Source organism: Bdellovibrionota bacterium (assembly GCA_035292885.1).
In the GTDB taxonomy this organism is placed as follows: Bacteria; Bdellovibrionota_G; JALEGL01; order JALEGL01; family DATDPG01; genus DATDPG01.
Genome location: DATDPG010000163.1, coordinates 1 through 15471 on the forward strand (window position 1 = coordinate 1; position 15471 = coordinate 15471).

General features: G+C 56.5%; 18 protein-coding genes. 9 read left to right on the forward strand and 9 right to left on the reverse strand.

Going from position 1 to position 15471, the window contains the following annotated elements:
- The 3 genes from rho to VI895_11760 form a co-directional block, all read left to right on the forward strand.
- On the forward strand, positions 1–743 hold a 743-nt coding region (rho, locus tag VI895_11750), incomplete at its 5' end, for a transcription termination factor Rho (protein ID HLG20472.1).
- Between the two features lie 199 nt (positions 744–942).
- A complete protein-coding gene (locus tag VI895_11755; GenBank protein ID HLG20473.1) occupies positions 943–1248 on the forward strand; it encodes an integration host factor subunit beta in 306 nt (101 codons plus the stop codon).
- Between the two features lie 190 nt (positions 1249–1438).
- Entirely contained in the window at positions 1439–4180 is a 2742-nt protein-coding gene (locus VI895_11760; GenBank protein HLG20474.1) for a TIGR03960 family B12-binding radical SAM protein, read from the forward strand.
- Here the strand turns inward: VI895_11760 and VI895_11765 are convergent.
- From VI895_11765 to glpK, 4 genes are read right to left on the reverse strand one after another with little or no spacing between them, the layout of a single operon-like run.
- A complete protein-coding gene (locus VI895_11765) occupies positions 4154–5551 on the reverse strand; it encodes a carboxypeptidase-like regulatory domain-containing protein (protein ID HLG20475.1) in 1398 nt (465 codons plus the stop codon). The genes VI895_11760 and VI895_11765 overlap by 27 nt on opposite strands.
- 11 nt (positions 5552–5562) lie before the next feature.
- On the reverse strand, positions 5563–6018 hold the full coding sequence (locus tag VI895_11770) for a lipocalin-like domain-containing protein (protein HLG20476.1): 456 nt from the start codon (positions 6016–6018) through the stop codon (positions 5563–5565).
- An 11-nt stretch (positions 6019–6029) separates the two neighbouring features.
- Positions 6030–7385: a DNA repair protein RadA gene (radA, locus tag VI895_11775; GenBank protein ID HLG20477.1), complete on the reverse strand. Its 1356-nt coding sequence runs from the start codon at positions 7383–7385 to the stop codon at positions 6030–6032.
- 2 nt (positions 7386–7387) lie between these two features.
- Complete coding sequence (gene glpK / locus VI895_11780; protein HLG20478.1) at positions 7388–8869, reverse strand: glycerol kinase GlpK; 1482 nt, start codon at positions 8867–8869, stop codon at positions 7388–7390.
- 93 nt (positions 8870–8962) lie between these two features.
- Between glpK and VI895_11785 the strand changes: the two genes are divergently transcribed.
- Complete coding sequence (locus tag VI895_11785; GenBank protein HLG20479.1) at positions 8963–9706, forward strand: TerC family protein; 744 nt, start codon at positions 8963–8965, stop codon at positions 9704–9706.
- Here VI895_11785 and VI895_11790 read toward each other — a convergent pair.
- Both VI895_11790 and VI895_11795 read right to left on the reverse strand, forming a co-directional pair.
- Positions 9703–9879 carry a hypothetical protein gene (locus VI895_11790; GenBank protein HLG20480.1) on the reverse strand — a complete coding sequence of 59 codons (177 nt, stop codon included), beginning with the start codon at positions 9877–9879 and terminating at the stop codon, positions 9703–9705. The genes VI895_11785 and VI895_11790 overlap by 4 nt on opposite strands.
- A gap of 181 nt (positions 9880–10060) precedes the next feature.
- On the reverse strand, positions 10061–10582 hold the full coding sequence (locus VI895_11795) for a pseudouridine synthase (protein ID HLG20481.1): 522 nt from the start codon (positions 10580–10582) through the stop codon (positions 10061–10063).
- Positions 10583–10645: 63 nt separating this feature from the next.
- Here VI895_11795 and VI895_11800 point away from each other — a divergent pair, with 63 nt between their 5' ends.
- Positions 10646–11383, forward strand: a complete 738-nt coding sequence (locus VI895_11800; protein HLG20482.1) for an iron-containing redox enzyme family protein — start codon at positions 10646–10648, stop codon at positions 11381–11383.
- A gap of 13 nt (positions 11384–11396) precedes the next feature.
- Here the strand turns inward: VI895_11800 and mscL are convergent, their stop codons facing one another.
- Complete coding sequence (gene mscL / locus VI895_11805; protein HLG20483.1) at positions 11397–11801, reverse strand: large conductance mechanosensitive channel protein MscL; 405 nt, start codon at positions 11799–11801, stop codon at positions 11397–11399.
- A gap of 148 nt (positions 11802–11949) precedes the next feature.
- On the opposite strand from mscL, the gene VI895_11810 reads away from it, so the two are divergent.
- Both VI895_11810 and VI895_11815 read left to right on the forward strand, forming a co-directional pair.
- Complete coding sequence (locus tag VI895_11810) at positions 11950–12744, forward strand: DUF481 domain-containing protein (GenBank protein ID HLG20484.1); 795 nt, start codon at positions 11950–11952, stop codon at positions 12742–12744.
- A gap of 177 nt (positions 12745–12921) precedes the next feature.
- Entirely contained in the window at positions 12922–13302 is a 381-nt protein-coding gene (locus VI895_11815; GenBank protein ID HLG20485.1) for a hypothetical protein, read from the forward strand.
- 15 nt (positions 13303–13317) lie between these two features.
- Here VI895_11815 and VI895_11820 read toward each other — a convergent pair whose 3' ends face one another.
- Entirely contained in the window at positions 13318–13863 is a 546-nt protein-coding gene (locus VI895_11820; protein HLG20486.1) for a hypothetical protein, read from the reverse strand.
- A gap of 204 nt (positions 13864–14067) precedes the next feature.
- Between VI895_11820 and VI895_11825 the strand changes: the two genes are divergently transcribed.
- Positions 14068–14376 (forward strand): hypothetical protein, encoded by a 309-nt coding sequence (locus tag VI895_11825; GenBank protein ID HLG20487.1) that lies wholly within the window; start codon positions 14068–14070, stop codon positions 14374–14376.
- Positions 14377–14382: 6 nt separating this feature from the next.
- Here VI895_11825 and VI895_11830 read toward each other — a convergent pair whose 3' ends face one another.
- The gene (locus VI895_11830; protein ID HLG20488.1) at positions 14383–14661 is read right to left on the reverse strand and encodes a hypothetical protein; all 279 of its coding nucleotides are present in this window, start codon (positions 14659–14661) and stop codon (positions 14383–14385) included.
- Positions 14662–14735: 74 nt separating this feature from the next.
- Between VI895_11830 and VI895_11835 the strand changes: the two genes are divergently transcribed.
- Positions 14736–15365: a TIGR02466 family protein gene (locus VI895_11835; GenBank protein ID HLG20489.1), complete on the forward strand. Its 630-nt coding sequence runs from the start codon at positions 14736–14738 to the stop codon at positions 15363–15365.
- Positions 15366–15471: the final 106 nt, after the last annotated feature.

Here is a 15471-nt window from a genome sequence, read left to right on the forward strand (position 1 = left end):
AGCGCGGATTGATCGTCTCGCCGCCCAAGGCCGGCAAGACCATGCTGCTCAAGGAACTTGCCGGAGCCATCACCAACAACCACCCGAACATCGTGCTGATCGTGTTGCTGATCGACGAGCGCCCCGAGGAAGTGACCGACATGGAGAGGACGGTGCAGGGAGAAGTGGTCAGCTCCACGTTCGACGAGCCGGCCCAGCGGCACGTTCAAGTGGCTGAAATGGTGATTGAAAAGGCGAAGCGCCTCGTCGAACACAAGCGGGACGTTGTAATTCTTCTCGACTCGATCACTCGCCTGGCTCGCGCGTACAACGCGGTCGTTCCCCCCTCGGGAAAGATCCTCTCCGGCGGTGTGGACGCCAACGCGCTTCACCGTCCGAAACGATTCTTCGGAGCCGCCCGGAACATCGAACAAGGGGGCAGCCTGACGATCATGGCGACCGCATTGATCGACACCGGCTCCCGAATGGACGAAGTCATTTTCGAAGAATTCAAAGGAACGGGCAACATGGAAATCGTTTTGGATCGCAAGCTCGCCGATCGACGTATCTTTCCATCGATCGACATCAACCGTTCGGGCACGCGAAAAGAGGAATTGCTCCTGGCCGAGAACGTTCTCAATCGCGTTTGGATCTTGCGCAAACTTCTTCAGCCGCTCAACGGCGTGGATGCCATGGAGTTCCTGTTGGACAAGTTCACCAAGTCGAAGTCCAACGAGGAATTTCTCACGGCGATGAACCAGTAAAAAGCCTTTAATTTTAGCTGGTTGCGTTCACAACGGGGCCTGGCTGGGTCCCATTCCGTTTATTTACATTCATAAATTCAATATGTTATAATTCTTCAATAAGTCGGGAGGCACTTCGAGGGACTGGCCTCTTTTTGACAGAAGCAGCTAATCCAGTAATGATTTCAAAAGACTAACCATTCTCAAGGAACGAACCCCCATGACGAAATCGGATCTGATCGAAAAGCTGTCGGAGCAGGGCAAACTTTCGAAGAAGCAGGCCGAAATGATTGTCGCGCATGTCTTCGATTCCATGACGGCTGCGATGAAAGCTGGAGATCGCATTGAAATACGGGGGTTTGGAAGCTTTAAGGTAAAGCATTACAAACCGTACGTAGGCCGGAACCCCAAAACCGGAGACAAAGTCGAAGTGAAATCGAAGAAACTTCCCTTTTTCAAAGTCGGCAAAGAACTGAAGGAAATCGTCGACGAGAAAAAGGAATCGTCACCAGGTCCGACTTCGTAGCTTCCCAAACTAAAGATTATTGAATGTAGCGTTGCGGGCTCCGGGCTCGGTGTGCCCCCCATTGGCTCGCAGAACGCTCGCAATGGGGACCCCCACCTTGCCACCGGCAACGCTACCTTGAAACGTATTCAAAGCTGCCTTTGTAAGGTCCAGCCAATCTGTGTAGAAGGAAGGACCCGCCGGGGCCGCCATGAATCATCCGTACGCAGAATTTCTCTCCCGAGTTGAGCGCCCCGCACGCTATGTCGGAGGCGAGTTCAACAGCATTGCCAAGCCGGATGTTCCCATTCGTTTCGCGCTCGCGTTTCCCGATATATACGAGATCGGGATGTCGCATCTCGGGTTTAAAATTCTCTACAACATCCTCAACAAAGAACCGGACATCGCGGCCGAACGTGTTTTTGCTCCGTGGCCCGATTTGGAAGCCGAGCTTCGCGCGCGGAAACTTCCGCTGATCTCTCTCGATACCTTTCGAAGTCTCGCCGATTTCGACGTCGTCGGTTTCTCGCTCCAGTACGAGATGACGTACACGAACGTTCTGAACATGCTCGATCTCTGTGGAATTCCGCTCCGGTCGAAAAATCGCACCGAGGAATACCCGTTGATCGTGGCCGGAGGACCTTGCGCGATGTCCCCCGAGCCGATGTCTCCGTTCATCGACGCCTTCGTTATCGGCGACGGCGAAGAAATCGCGACGGAACTGGTGCGAGCTTGGAAAGGATGGCGGCAGGAGGGTGTTTCAAGGACCGAGGCTTTAGCGAAACTGGCCACCTGGACGGGAATCTATGTGCCGAGCTGCTACGAAACGGCGATCGATTCCCGGAACGATCTGGAAGTCGTAACCGGTCCCACTTCGCCGGAAGTCCGCTTTCCGATCCAAAGGCGTGTGGTCGCGGACATCAACAAGTTTCCATTCCCCGACAAATCCCCCGTGGCATTCACCGAAGTGGTGTTCGATCGATTATCGGTGGAGTTGGCGCGCGGCTGCACGGAAGGGTGCCGGTTCTGCCAAGCCGGGATGATTTATCGGCCGGTCCGGGAGCGCGATCCGAAGCAGGTGATTCGTACGATTTTAAACGGCCTCAAAAACGGCGGGTACAGCGATGCCTCTCTTACGTGTCTCTCCACGGCGGATTATTCAGCGGTCTCGCCGCTCATTCGAGATCTGGCGCACGAACTCAAAAAGCAAAACGCGTCGCTCGGCGTCTCCTCTCTGAGAGCCTACGGCCTGCCCGAAGACGTCATGGACAAAATGGCCGAAGTGAAGGCTACCGGCCTGACGTTCGCCCCCGAAGCCGGTACTCAAAGAATGCGCGACGTGGTTGCGAAGAACATTTCGGAAGAGGAAATGGTCACGGCGGCTTGCCGGGCGTTCGAACGGGGTTGGCGGCAAGTGAAGACCTATTTCATGATCGGTCTTCCGACGGAGACGGACGATGACGTCGTCGGTATTGCGGAAACGGCGAAGAGGGTACGCCATGCCGGAAGAAAGGCTGCCGGTGGGAAACCGGCGGAAATCACGGTTTCGGTTTCGTCACATGTCCCAAAACCCCACACGCCGTTTCAGTGGGCCGGAATGGATTCGTTGGAGGAGATCGAACGCAAACAGAGGATTCTCGCGCAACTGACGCGGGCGTATCGGCTGACGTTTCGAAAACACAATGCGCTGATTAGTCGCATCGAAGGGTTTCTCTCTCGCGGTGATCGCCGGATGGGGGAAGTGATCGAGCGCGCGTTCCAGAAGGGCTGCCGGTTCGACGGCTGGGACGACCATTTGAAATTTGATCGTTGGATGGAGGCGATTTCGGAATCGGGCGTGGATGAACAGCTTTACGTCCGGCCGCTTTCGCTCGACAGCCGACTACCCTGGCAACATATCGACGTGGGTGTAACCCAGGAGTTTCTCGCCCAGGAATACAAGCGCGCGCTGGCGGGGAGATTGTCGCCTCCATGCGGAAAACCGTTCGGCGCCAAGGTCCACCATACGAATTTGGAAGAACATGAAAAGGACGATCGAAAACTGGTCTGCTACCACTGTGGAATCGCTTGCGACCTCACGCAAATGCGCACCGAACGCTCCCAATTTCTAACGGGAATGAAAGCCTTTACGCCACTACCCACCGTTAACGCCCCTGTTACGAGGAAAGTTCGGATTGAGCCGGCAACGGCGTCGCCGGGTCCGCGGTTTCGCATGAGACTCACCTATACGAAGTTGCCACCGGCATCTTACGTCTCCCATTTGGACCTGGTGCGAATGATTCAGCGGCAGGTCCGGCGGGCGGAAATCGACGTCGCCTGGACCGGAGGATTCCATCCTCGCCCCGACATGGAATTCGGCCCGGCGCTTTCGCTCGGGGTTCCAAGTATCGGTGAAATCGTGGATGTGGTTCTGAGGGAGGAGTACGAACCGAACGACCTGATTCGCCGGCTTAATCCCGTGTCCGATGCCGGCGTTCAATACCTTGCGGCCGAACCCGTCGCTGAAGGGTCAAAATCGCTTTCGGCCTCCGTCGTTTCCGCCGATTACGTGATGTCGCTGCCCGAGTCAGTCTTGGAGGGCGTGTGCGCGCGATTGGGGAGTGATGAACCGTTCGTGATTGAACGGACCAAGAACGGTAAGACGCGATCGATGAATCTGCGTGACGATCTAATGGGGTTCGAACCATTCCCATCCATGGACCTGCCGGATGGATTGCGAGAGACGCTATCGGGTCATCTCATTCGTATCCGTTTGGCGATTCGTCCGGAGGGGAGCATTCACATGCGGGAGGTGATCGAGAAGCTAATCGGTGCCGGTGCCGCAGGGGCACCGTATGCCCGAATTCGGTTGAACTTGGGAGAATCGACTCCGCATGACGTGGGTCGTTCACGCCCAGCGGCGAATCTTATGACAATTGTCTCCCCGTTATTGAATTTGGAAAACCCCCTTTAAATCTTCGGTCTGGGAGAGCTCGCAATCGTTGTTCGAAATCGAAACAACTCGGAATTGATAAAACATTCCCGACTCGAGTACGGTTGTCCCTCCATAAGGCACCGACGGATCGTCGCCGCTGTGACCGGCCTCATCGGTTTCCCACACTTTGTTCCCGAACGAATCGAGCACCGTCAAGTGGTAGCTCTTCTCCGACGAATCGTCGACCCACGAAAACGTCGGTGTTCCGCTCACGACCTCGGGGCCGCTCGCTCCCGGGCTGATCACGTCGAGAGCGCCTGTAATTTTAAAACCGGAAGAGAGATCGACACTCTCGCCGGCGGCAAAGGCCTGGTGCAATATGTCTGTCCCTGCAATACAGGTATCGGGATCGCGGACCAAGGCGTCGTTTTCGAATGCGGCGAGGACAACGTAATTCCCCACGGGAATTCCGGTGATTGTAAACGCTCCGCTCACATTTGGGTCGGTCCCCGGGTCCGGGGCGCGAAGGCCGGGAACCGCGTCACCTCGAACGAGCGCACTGTTAAATGTCGACTCGGCAACCAAGATTATGGACGTCGCGTCCCCTGAACCGGGGTTCACGATTTGGACGTTCCCGTTCAATGTCGCCGCCGCCTCACCGTTGAGCGCCAAATTCACTTCGGCGTCTTGGCCGTCAGTCAAATCGACCGATCCCGCATCGTAGTTCGCGCCCTTCGCAAATCCTCGGACGGCGTACGATCCGGCGGCAAGGTTGAAAATTTTGTAGTTTCCATCGCGATCCGCGATAGCGCTCGTCCCGACAGCCGGACTTCCCGTTTCCGACACGACAAGAGTGCCGGGTCTGTTGGATGGGACCTCCGCTATTCCATGGATCGAACCTGTTCCCGTACCGCCGGGTTGAGCGATTAAACCGATATCCGTCAGCGAAGACTGAACCACCCAATTTCCCTCGCCCGAATCCACCGCCGTGGAAAGATCGATGGGAATGGGCTGGCGCAGTCCGGAGGGGAACGTCTGATAGCCCGAAGCGTCCGCCCGTAACGTGATGTTCGCTGAAGCCGGCGCGCCCGACGTATCCCGCTCGGCAGGAACCGTCAGTTCATAGCCTCCCAAACTGTCTGATTCCGCCACGGTACTGATACCTGCACCGTTCCCATCCAATGCCACGACGCGCGCGTCCGCTACGGCCGATTGGTCGGCTAGATCGAATACGTCACCGCGCAAAACCAACGGCGCGAAGCAGCCGACGCTGCCGCCGGCCGTCATCTCGCAGACTTTGCCCGAGTCGCACCCGGTCTGGTTCGTGAAATCGCATGGTGCGTCGTCGCTGCATGCGCTGAACAGGAACATGGCAGGAATCACGGAAAAGATCGATCGATTGAGCTTCATAAGAACCTCCTTTATTCTGGAATGGTTAGTTTCGCACTTTCTTCCGTTTTTTTCCAAACCAATTGGGCGAACTCGTGGTGCCCGTTGACGGTATAAGGCGGTGTAGAGAGGGTCAAAAGATTGCGTCGTAAAATGGCCGCTCTCACCTGCCGGCTCCCGACCCAGTTTTCAAACCAGCTCCCCCGTACGTGGTGGATCACGCGGCCATGATGCACGCTGTACGGGCCGCAGTACGCAACGAAGGTTTCAAATGCATGAGCTTTCTCGCGCACCGTTCCGTCCATGTATTTCCCCGAACGGAATCGTTTTCGTTTTGTGGCCGTTAAAACCGCCGACATCCATCCCGAACGGGTGTACGTGAGATAACCGACCGGACTTGGACCAAACGGTTGTTTTGACTTTTGACCCTTTTGGAGAAGACGGTAGGAGACCAACTTCCAGACGCCGACCAGTTGATTTTTCGTCACGCGGGTTTTCGTCATCGGAGGAAATCGACCAACGTGTCGATTGAATCGATGGTCTGGCAGCGAATCGATTTTTGGGGATCGGACGTACCGGGGGGAACAAGCGCCTGCGCGAATCCCAGCTTCGAAGCTTCCTTGAGCCTCGCATCGCCCCGGGAAGCCACGCGAATTTCACCGGCCAGGCCCACTTCGCCGAATACAACCGCGTCGGTTGGAAAGATTTTTCCGAGAAAGCTGCTGACGACAGCCGCCACGACGGCGAGATCGGCGGCCGGCTCGACCAATCGGATGCCGCCGACCACATTTACATAAACGTCTTGCGTTTCCATTCGGAGGCCGGCCCGTTTTTCGAGAACGGCGAGGAGCATCGTAAGCCGGTTCTTATCAAAGCCGACGGCGTTTCGAAGAGGGACGCCGTACGACGTATGCGTCGCCAGCCCCTGAACCTCTACCAAGAGCGGCCGCGTCCCCTCCATTACCGGGAAAACCGCCGTTCCGGGCGTGTTCTTCGGCCGGTGTTTCAAGAAAAGCTCGGACGGATTTGCGACTTCTCGGAGCCCTTCGTTTGTCATGTCGAAGACGCCGACTTCGTCCGTCGGGCCGAAGCGATTCTTCATAGCCCGGAGAATCCGGTACGGTTGGCCACGTTCCCCCTCAAAGAAAAGAACCGTGTCGACCAGATGTTCGAGTGCCATCGGCCCGGCGATGCCGCCCTCTTTGTTCACATGGCCCACCAAAAAAACGGTGATGTCTTTTTGTTTTGCGAGCCGGATTAAGCGATCGGCGACCTCCCGGACCTGACTGATACTGCCCGGAACCGACGGAAGATCGGGCCAATAGACCGTTTGAACCGAATCGACGACGACCAACTCGAACGGACTCTTTTCCAAGTGGGCCAGGATATCGACGAGGTTCGTTTCGGGGAGGACGAAAAGACGGTCGTGCGCGACTCCCAACCGCTCGGCGCGGAGTTTGATCTGCCGTGCCGATTCTTCGCCTGAAATATAAAGAAGAGGTTTTCCTTTGACGTTCGCCAGCGTTCCCATGATCTGAAGGAGGAGGGTCGATTTCCCGATTCCCGGATCTCCGGCCAGGAGGGCGACCGACCCGCGCGTGAGTCCTCCCCCCAAGACCCGGTTGACCTCGCGGAAGGGGAGGTCGATTCGCGGAAGCCCGTCCTCCGCGACCCGCGTGATCGGCGTCGGTTCAATTCCGGAAGTAACCGCGCGGGAGTTCGAGCCCTTTGCGGGAGCGATCATCGTCTCGGCTACGAGACTGTTCCACGCCTGACAGTCGGGACAGCGACCCATCCATTTTTGGTCGACATAACCGCATTCCTGGCAAACAAACTGAGATCGAGCTTTCGCCATCGTCACACCAATAAATTCGTCCGCACGCGGTTGACCGCATCGCGCCATCCCTGTTTAAGTTCATGTCGTCGACCGATTTCCATCTTCGGTGTAAAACGCGTTGTCCGCTCCTCCCGTTCGGGTTCCTTGTTCCAGAGAGAGGCAGCCACGGCAGCCAATCGGGCGGCGCCGAAACCTGTACGTTCTATCATCTCCGGCCGGATAATAGGAATGCCCAGAATATCGGCCAGAAATTGCATCAGAAAATGATTCGCTACCGCGCCGCCATCCACGCGCAGTTCGGCGAGCGGCTTTCCCATTCCTTCCGCCATCGCGTCGACCAGATCGGCACTCTGGAACGCGATCGCCTCCAGCGCCGCGCGGACGATATGGGATCGATTTGTCCCGCGGGTCATCCCGACGATCGCCGCGCGTGCTTTCGGGTCCCAATAAGGGGCCCCCAGACCGACGAATGCGGGAACCAAATAAATCCCTCCCGTATCGGCGATGGATGCGGCGATCGCTTCGGTTTCCGAGGCTTTTTCGATCAGCTTTAGGCCATCTCGTAGCCACTGGACGATCGCCCCCGCCATGAAGATCGAACCTTCGAGTCCGTAGGCAGGCTTCCCATCCGCATCGCATGTCAGCGTCGTGAGGAGGCCATGTTTCGATTGGATCGGCTGGTCGCCACAGAACGCAAGAGCAAAGGCTCCCGTCCCAAACGTGCATTTGGCTTGGTTCGGGGCGACGGCATAGTGACCGAAGAGCGCCGCCTGTTGGTCTCCCGCTACGCCCAGGATCGGAACGCTCGCGCCCAGATGCTCCGACGCAGTGGTCCCAAACAGTCCTGCGGATGTTCGAACCTCCGGCAACATCGACAAAGGAACACGAAAGATTTCACACAACTCCTTCGACCATTCTTTCTTGTGGATATCGAATAGAAGCGTTCGGCTGGCGTTGGTGTAATCCGTCGCGTGGACAGAACCGTTCGTCAGTTTCCAGATCAGCCAGGTGTCGATCGTTCCGAAGGCCAGCTCGTTCGCCTCCGCCCGGCGTCGCGCATCCGGAACCTGATCGAGCAGCCAGGAAATTTTTGTCGCGGAAAAATAGGGATCCAACATAAGCCCGGTCTTTTTTCGAATCTCAGCGTCGTGGTCCTTTAGTTCGTGGCATCGGTCGGCCGTTCTTCGGCATTGCCAGACGATTGCAGGAGCGATCGGCCGACCGCTGCGGCGGTCCCACACGACCGTGGTCTCCCGCTGGTTTGTGATCCCCAGAGCAACGATATCGGTGAGCGAAATGTTTGCGGCGGTCAAAGCCTCCCGAGCGACAGCCAGTGTGATCGTCCAGATCTCCTCCGGATCGTGTTCCACCCATCCCGGTTTTGGATAATGCTGCGCAAACTCTCGGTAGGCTTTCGTAACTAGGCGGGTCTTGGAATCGAAAAGAAGGGCCGTGCTTCCGGTAGTCCCTTGATCGATTGCCAGGACGTATCGTTCGGCCATAGGAGCGGAGTACCACAAAGCCTGGCCGACTGCCGAGGCCTTTTTGTCACTTTAATGTTCGAGTACGTGAATCCTTAGGATAAATTCGAGCGCATGGCGAATTGGCTGACATTGGACTCCCTGGCCGCGCTCGTTTCCCTTTCGGCGATGGAGATCGTCCTCGGAATCGACAACATCGTGTTCATTGCGATTCTGGCGGCGAAAGTTCACAAGGAGGTTCGGACCCGCGTGCGGATGATCGGTATTTCCCTGGCGCTCGTCGCCCGGCTGGGGCTTCTCTTCTCGATCACCTGGATCATGAAATTGACGGAGCCGCTCTTTTCCATCGTGGGACAGTCCTTTTCCGGCCGCGACCTCATCCTCTTGGTGGGGGGGCTGTTCCTGATTGCCAAGGCGACGTATGAAATTCACGAAAAACTGGAGTCCGGACCGGGAGGCATCGCGGCCGGCGGATCCGGAAATCGGGCCGTGGGACCCGTGATCTTCCAGATCGTTTTGATCGATCTCGTTTTTTCGTTGGATTCTGTGATCACAGCAGTCGGGATGACGCAAAAGATTCCGATCATGGTGGTCGCGATGGTGCTTGCGGTTGCTGTGATGATGATTTCCAGCGGCAAGATCAGCGATTTCGTTCATCACCATCCGACGATCAAAATTTTGGCGCTCGCGTTTCTTCTGATGATCGGCGTGATGTTGTTCGCGGAGGGAATGGGGGTTCACATCCAACGAGGCTACATCTACTTCGCGATGGCGTTTTCACTTGCGGTGGAATTCCTAAACCTGCGGTATCGGAAGCGGCATCAACCCGTAGAGCTTCGGGAGCCGCAAAACCCTTAACGGAATAGATCCGGCAGCGGAGACTCGATATGAATCGTTTTGTCGCCGACCGATCCTTCAAGGCTCCATGCGTGCAGTTGCATTCGTTCCGGAATCCGTTGGCCTCGGACGATCTCCAAGTAATGTTCGTCTGGGCGGCCATAGAGGGGATCGCCGGCGATCGGGCATTTCATCCACTCGCAGTGAACACGAAGCTGGTGCCGCCGGCCGGTTATGGGCGAGAGCTCAAGAACAGATGAGTTCTCTTCTTGGCTTAGGACTCGATAGCGGGTAACGGCCGTTTCACCGTCCGCGACAACCGTACGACGAACATAGACGGAGCTGTCCGGCTTCTTCCCGAGCGGAACGCTGATTTCACCGCTCGAATTCGGGGGAATGCCGTGGACGCGAGCGACATAAGTTTTTTTGGAGCCTTTTCTGTTGAAGCGCCCGTCCCCATCGCCGCGCGGCGTCGGCGCTTTTTGCGAGCAGAACGACGCCCGACGTCTCGCGGTCCAAGCGATGGACGAGTCGAATCTCCGCGTCGTTTCGTTCGCGGCGGATCGCTTCGATGAGGGAATTGGTCCGGCAAGCGTTCGTCGGATGAACGACCAATCCCGCCGGCTTGTCGACGGCGAGAAGTTCGTCGTCTTCGTGGAGAATGTAGAAATTGTACTCTTGGGGAACTTCGAACAGCCGCGGGAAGCCGGCCGTCACACTCCCGCCGACGCGTACGCGCGTGGAAGGGGTTGCGGCATCCGCCCAGCTGACGGAGATTCGCTCGGGAATGATCTTCTGAATCCGGCTTCGCGAGAGTTTAGGGATCTGCTCCGCCAAAAAATGGTCCAGTCTCCACCCGCGAAATCGTTCGCCGATGATCCACACGGTGTCATTCATGATGGGACCTGGTTTTCTGCGAAGGGGTGGTCACGGAGAGTATAAAACGGTAAGGGAGATTCCATGAACGTTCATCAAGAACTGAGAAAAAGGGTTCTCAAACATCCGGCGATCCATAACGCGTACCTCGCTCGTTTCAAGCGGGGCGATCTCAACCGCGAAGATATGAACGACTTTGCGATTCAATTCTACGGATTCGTGAAACATTTTCCACGGATTTTGGCGACGCTTCTTGCGAGCACGCCGGATGAAAAAGCGGCCGACGAGCTCTGCGTGATACTCGCCTCGGAGCTCGGAAACGGCGATCCGACAATACGGCACGAGTATATGTACCATCGATTCCTGCGGTCGATCGGGATCGAGCCGCGGGAAGCGCTCCAGAAAGGGCTGGAGCCGGAAACGGAATCGTTCGTATCCGGGATGGTCGAGCTGTACGGCCATAAGGATTACGGCGTGGCACTGGGAGCCTCCTTTGGGTTGGAGAATATGGCAATCACCATGTGGGACCACCTTATTCCCGGACTCCAGAAACTGAAGAAGCAAGATGATTTCAAAGGGATGGACATCCATTACTTTACGTTTCACCGCGCGTTGGAAGGAGAACATGAGGACGGGATGGAGGAAGCGCTCTCCAAGTCCACGGAACTAGATGTGGATGACGTCAAATACGGGATCGAGACCATGCTCAACGACCTGCAGCGGATGTGGATGGGGCTTGAAAAAAGGTGGCACACAAGGCGAAAGGACGATGAATACCGGGGGCTCGCGTCGAAGACGCTGAAGATTCGAAATATTGTCTAACTCGTCCGCAATATTACCCCACGGCGCTCGTGCAAAACTTACATTTCTTCGCCGAAACCAGAATGCTTTCCGAACATTGCGGGCACTGTTTCGTGGCCGGCCCGGGAGGGGGAGGCGCTTCCTTTATAAATGTCTTGACGATCATGAACACGACAAAAGCGACGATGACGAAATCGACGAAGTTGCCCAGGAAGTCGCCCACGCCGAACTTCACGTTTCCGATGGAGAGGACGATCGCCCGCCAGTCTCCACTCGGCGTGAGAAACCCGACCACCGGCATGACGAAGTCATCGACCAAGGCCTTCACCAGTTTTCCCACGGCGCCGCCGATCACGACACCGACGGCTAAACCAACGACGCTGTGCTTAAGAACAAAGGCTTTGAATTCATCCACCATCTTGATTTTCGGGGTACGCATACTTTCCTCCGGGACCCGGATTTCTCAAAGATTCCAGCAGATTACAAGGAAAATCTCCCGTTCCAAAAGCGGATCCAAATTCTTGACTCGGTGCCGGATTCGGGCGAGGTAGCCGCTGAATTCACAGACCCATTTGAGGAGGAACGAGATGAGAGACTGGGCCTTGGCACTGATTTTCATTCTGGGAGTGGGGACGGCGTTTGCGCAGGAGACGCCCGCGCCCGTTCCGGTGGCGGCTGAAGTGGCGGCGGTCTTGCCAGCTCCTCCACCGAAGGTCGAGACCTGGAAAGCGAACGCCGGGGCCAGTGCCATCCTCAACACCGGAAACTCCAGCAACCAGACACTGGGCGGAAATGGCCTGGCCTCCTACAAGCATGAAAGAGACAAAATGACGTTTAAGGCCAACGGCACGTACGGCCGCGCGGAAGACAGCTTGGGTGTGACGACGACGAACACGAAGAATTGGAGGACGGAACTGAGGTACGACCGATATCTTCTCGATCCGCTTTCCACTTTTGCCCTCGGCCACCTGGGGAGCGACGAACCGGCCGGCTTTGACCATCGATACGGCGGGGCGGGCGGTCTTTCGCACGAATTCTATAAGACGGGCCCCCACTTCAGTAAGTACGAGGTCGGCTTCGACTACACCCGTGAGCTGCGCACGGCCCCCCCGGACGAGAATATTTATTCCGGCCGACTCTTCCTGCAATACAAGCTGACGATGACTCCCTGGCTGACGTTCGGACAGGACTTTGAAAACCTGTTCAACGTGCAAGATGGACATGACTACCGTTTAAACACGTTGACGGCGCTCACCACCAAGATGAGCGACAAGATCGCGTTTCAGGTGAGTTTCTCGGTTAAGTTCGACAACGTGCCGGTGCCCGGAAAGAAAAAGACCGATACCCTGACGCAGCTCGGCCTTGTCGTAGACTTTATGTAAACCCCGGGTGGAAGTGCTGGACGAAGCGGCCGAAGTGCTTAAAATGTACCCCCAACGACCCACCTCGCGCGGTTACGGCGAGAGGGAGGCGGTCGCTGACAACAAGACGCTTGAGGGTCGTAAAGCCAACCGCCGCGTTGTCCTCAAATGGCTGGATTAACAAACAAGGAGAAAAGGATGAGCAAGTATTTTGGGATAGGAATGGTGGTTTTACTGGCCTTGGGCGCGAAGGCATTTGCCGATGAGGCGCCGGCGACGGAAGCGGGGAAGACCACGGACCCGGGGATACAACAGGCCGGGCAGGCCGCTCAAGGCGCCACGACCGAAACTGTGAAGAAGGCGGATGATGCGGCGGTGCAGACGCAGCAAAAGGCCGCGGCGACCGAAAGCCGCGCCAAGGGAAAAACGGCCAAGGCGCGCAAGAAGAGTTCCCAACATGCGAAAAAGAGCCATGAAGCTGCAATGCAGAAAAAGCAGGAAGCCATGGAAAAAGGCGAGGGACAAAAAGAGGGTCTCGAGAAGCAAGCGGAAGAGGCCACCACGCCCCCGACCCAGTAACTCGAAGTTCTCGAGTTACAGTTCGGTTTGTTTTAGGAGATCCGCGAGCCGGGTCGCGCGCGACCGCAGGCTGCGGATCTCTTTGTTTAGACTGTTTTCCAATGCGTCGATTTCCGTCGCCAACTGAACCACTTCCTCGCGGATTTTGGAAATATCCGGGAAAGACTCCGTCTTCTTCTTGGCCTTGGGCGGCGGACCTTTCGCTTTTTTCTTTGGAACCGGAGGCGGCGGAACTTCTTCGGCCGGCTCTTCTTTTTCGGGCGGCGGTGAGACTTGTTTTTCAGCCGGGACCGGCTTTTGCTCGATCGGAGGCGGCGTTTCCTCTTTCGAAGCCGCGGATTGAGGAGGTCGTTCCGGTGCGGACGGACCTTCATCATCCAGACGTTCCATATCGTCGAATTGAACGGTCGAACGGGCGAGCGGTGATCTAGCCGTTTTTTCGTTTACGGGTTCCTTGGATCCGACCGCTTTATAGCCACATGCCGGACAGACGTACTCGGCCGTCGGCCCCGAACTCGGACCCTTCACCTTCATGGGGTTTCTGCATTTTGCGCAGATCATGTCATTCCTATTCTAACCCGCAGCCGCCGGGCGAACAGAAAAACGAAGAAGTTGCCCGATTCCCCGTCGGCGGTATGGTCGGCGTGGGAGGATCGAAGGGATGGACAAGATCGTGACCCGGGGGTGCTTGTGCGGCGCGGATCAACCCGGCTTTCTCAGAAAGGATTACGGCAAGTAGGACGGGTGCCGTAGGAATGGAGTCTTATGGCTAAAAGGAAATCGAATCGTGGACTGCAGGCCACTTTGATGTTGATGCTTTTGATTCCTTCGTCACTTTCGGCAAGTGACGAAGTGAAAAAGGACCCCAAAAAGGTCGACCAGCCGGCCTCCAAATCAGAGAAGTGGACGCACGACAAATTGAAGGACCTTCAAAAGGAGACGGAAGAAGCTCTCAACGCCGTGGAGAAAAAGTTCAAAGAAACCAAGGAAGAGGTCAAGCCGGAACTGGAAGAGCTTTTGAACGATGTTGAGAAAAAGGTGAAAGAACTTCGAAAGGAATTGAAAGGGAAATAACCTTTTCTACCCGAGAGTTTTCTCTCTTGATCGGCGTAATCGTCTCCAAACGAGAACGAGCGTTAACCCAATCACGGCGCCGCCGGCGGCTCCGGTCATTTGCGCCCACTGAAAATGATGCATGGCCCATTCCGTTGCTTGCCGGCAATTGACGCCGATCTCGACGGGCGGCTCAAACCACCAGGAAATAAAGCGCGGTGCTCCGACCGAGCTTGCGATTCCTCCGAAAAGCGCGCAAAAAAATGTGAAATAAAGTCCTCCGCGGAGCGAGCTTTTTTCCGTCATGCGCGTCCTCTAGCAGAGATTCGGAATTCCGGGAAGTTGCCATGTCCTACCGTCTGCCATAGCGTGCGTGGGCTATGCCGACGGCAAAACTATTTCCGACCTATCTCCACCGGGCGCTGATTGGGTCGCGCGGCGCGAAGCGACTCAACAAGCAAATTCAAAAGGAATGCTACGTCTTCCGGGATCTCGACGACGCAGGACGCCGTTGGTCTTGCGAGAACTACTGGGGCGGCTACACGTCGTACGGCTCCATCACCGATCTGCCGTTTCGATCGTCCACGTTTCACTCGCTCAAGGAAATGCTGGATCGCGAAGTATTCCGGTTCGTCCGTCATCTCGATTGGGATCTTTCAAAGGGTCAGCCCGAAATGTGCAGTTGTTGGATCAATATTATGGGCCCCGGATCTCATCACAGCTTTCACCTGCATCCCGATTCCGTGATCAGCGGGACCTATTACGTGAAAGTGCCGCCGAATTCGGGAGCGTTCAAGGTAGAGGACCCTCGCATCGCCTGTTTCATGGGAAGTCCGCCGGTCAAACGGAACGTTCGGCGGGATAACAGCCGGTATATGTCGTTGGCTCCTCGCGCGAGGGAGTTGGTTCTGTTTGAAAGCTGGCTCAAGCACGAAGTCCCCGCCCATCACGCCAAGTCCGACCGCATCAGCGTGAGCTTCAATTACCACTGGGTCGACGTGGGCCGATAAAGAAGGGAGCCGGCGTTCCGGCTCCCGGTCCAATTTACCACTCTTCCTTCCCAGGATGGCGCGCAAAATCCCCGACGTTGGGGTGTACGAGGCGCTTGAAGTCTTC

Excerpts from the sequence above, each read along its gene's own strand:
- VI895_11790 (HLG20480.1), bottom strand. The coding sequence starts at position 9,879 with ATGAAATGCCCGATCGCCGGCGATCCCCTCTATGGCCGCCCAGACGAA.
- VI895_11830 (HLG20488.1), bottom strand. The coding sequence starts at position 14,661 with ATGACGGAAAAAAGCTCGCTCCGCGGAGGACTTTATTTCACATTTTTT.
- VI895_11825 (HLG20487.1), top strand. The coding sequence starts at position 14,068 with ATGGCTAAAAGGAAATCGAATCGTGGACTGCAGGCCACTTTGATGTTG.
- VI895_11810 (HLG20484.1), top strand. The coding sequence starts at position 11,950 with ATGAGAGACTGGGCCTTGGCACTGATTTTCATTCTGGGAGTGGGGACG.
- VI895_11795 (HLG20481.1), bottom strand. The coding sequence starts at position 10,582 with ATGAATGACACCGTGTGGATCATCGGCGAACGATTTCGCGGGTGGAGA.
- VI895_11800 (HLG20482.1), top strand. The coding sequence starts at position 10,646 with ATGAACGTTCATCAAGAACTGAGAAAAAGGGTTCTCAAACATCCGGCG.
- VI895_11765 (HLG20475.1), bottom strand. The coding sequence starts at position 5,551 with ATGAAGCTCAATCGATCGATCTTTTCCGTGATTCCTGCCATGTTCCTG.
- glpK (HLG20478.1), bottom strand. The coding sequence starts at position 8,869 with ATGGCCGAACGATACGTCCTGGCAATCGATCAAGGGACTACCGGAAGC.
- VI895_11835 (HLG20489.1), top strand. The coding sequence starts at position 14,736 with ATGCCGACGGCAAAACTATTTCCGACCTATCTCCACCGGGCGCTGATT.
- VI895_11820 (HLG20486.1), bottom strand. The coding sequence starts at position 13,863 with ATGATCTGCGCAAAATGCAGAAACCCCATGAAGGTGAAGGGTCCGAGT.
- VI895_11785 (HLG20479.1), top strand. The coding sequence starts at position 8,963 with ATGGCGAATTGGCTGACATTGGACTCCCTGGCCGCGCTCGTTTCCCTT.
- radA (HLG20477.1), bottom strand. The coding sequence starts at position 7,385 with ATGGCGAAAGCTCGATCTCAGTTTGTTTGCCAGGAATGCGGTTATGTC.
- VI895_11760 (HLG20474.1), top strand. The coding sequence starts at position 1,439 with ATGAATCATCCGTACGCAGAATTTCTCTCCCGAGTTGAGCGCCCCGCA.
- VI895_11755 (HLG20473.1), top strand. The coding sequence starts at position 943 with ATGACGAAATCGGATCTGATCGAAAAGCTGTCGGAGCAGGGCAAACTT.
- mscL (HLG20483.1), bottom strand. The coding sequence starts at position 11,801 with ATGCGTACCCCGAAAATCAAGATGGTGGATGAATTCAAAGCCTTTGTT.
- VI895_11815 (HLG20485.1), top strand. The coding sequence starts at position 12,922 with ATGAGCAAGTATTTTGGGATAGGAATGGTGGTTTTACTGGCCTTGGGC.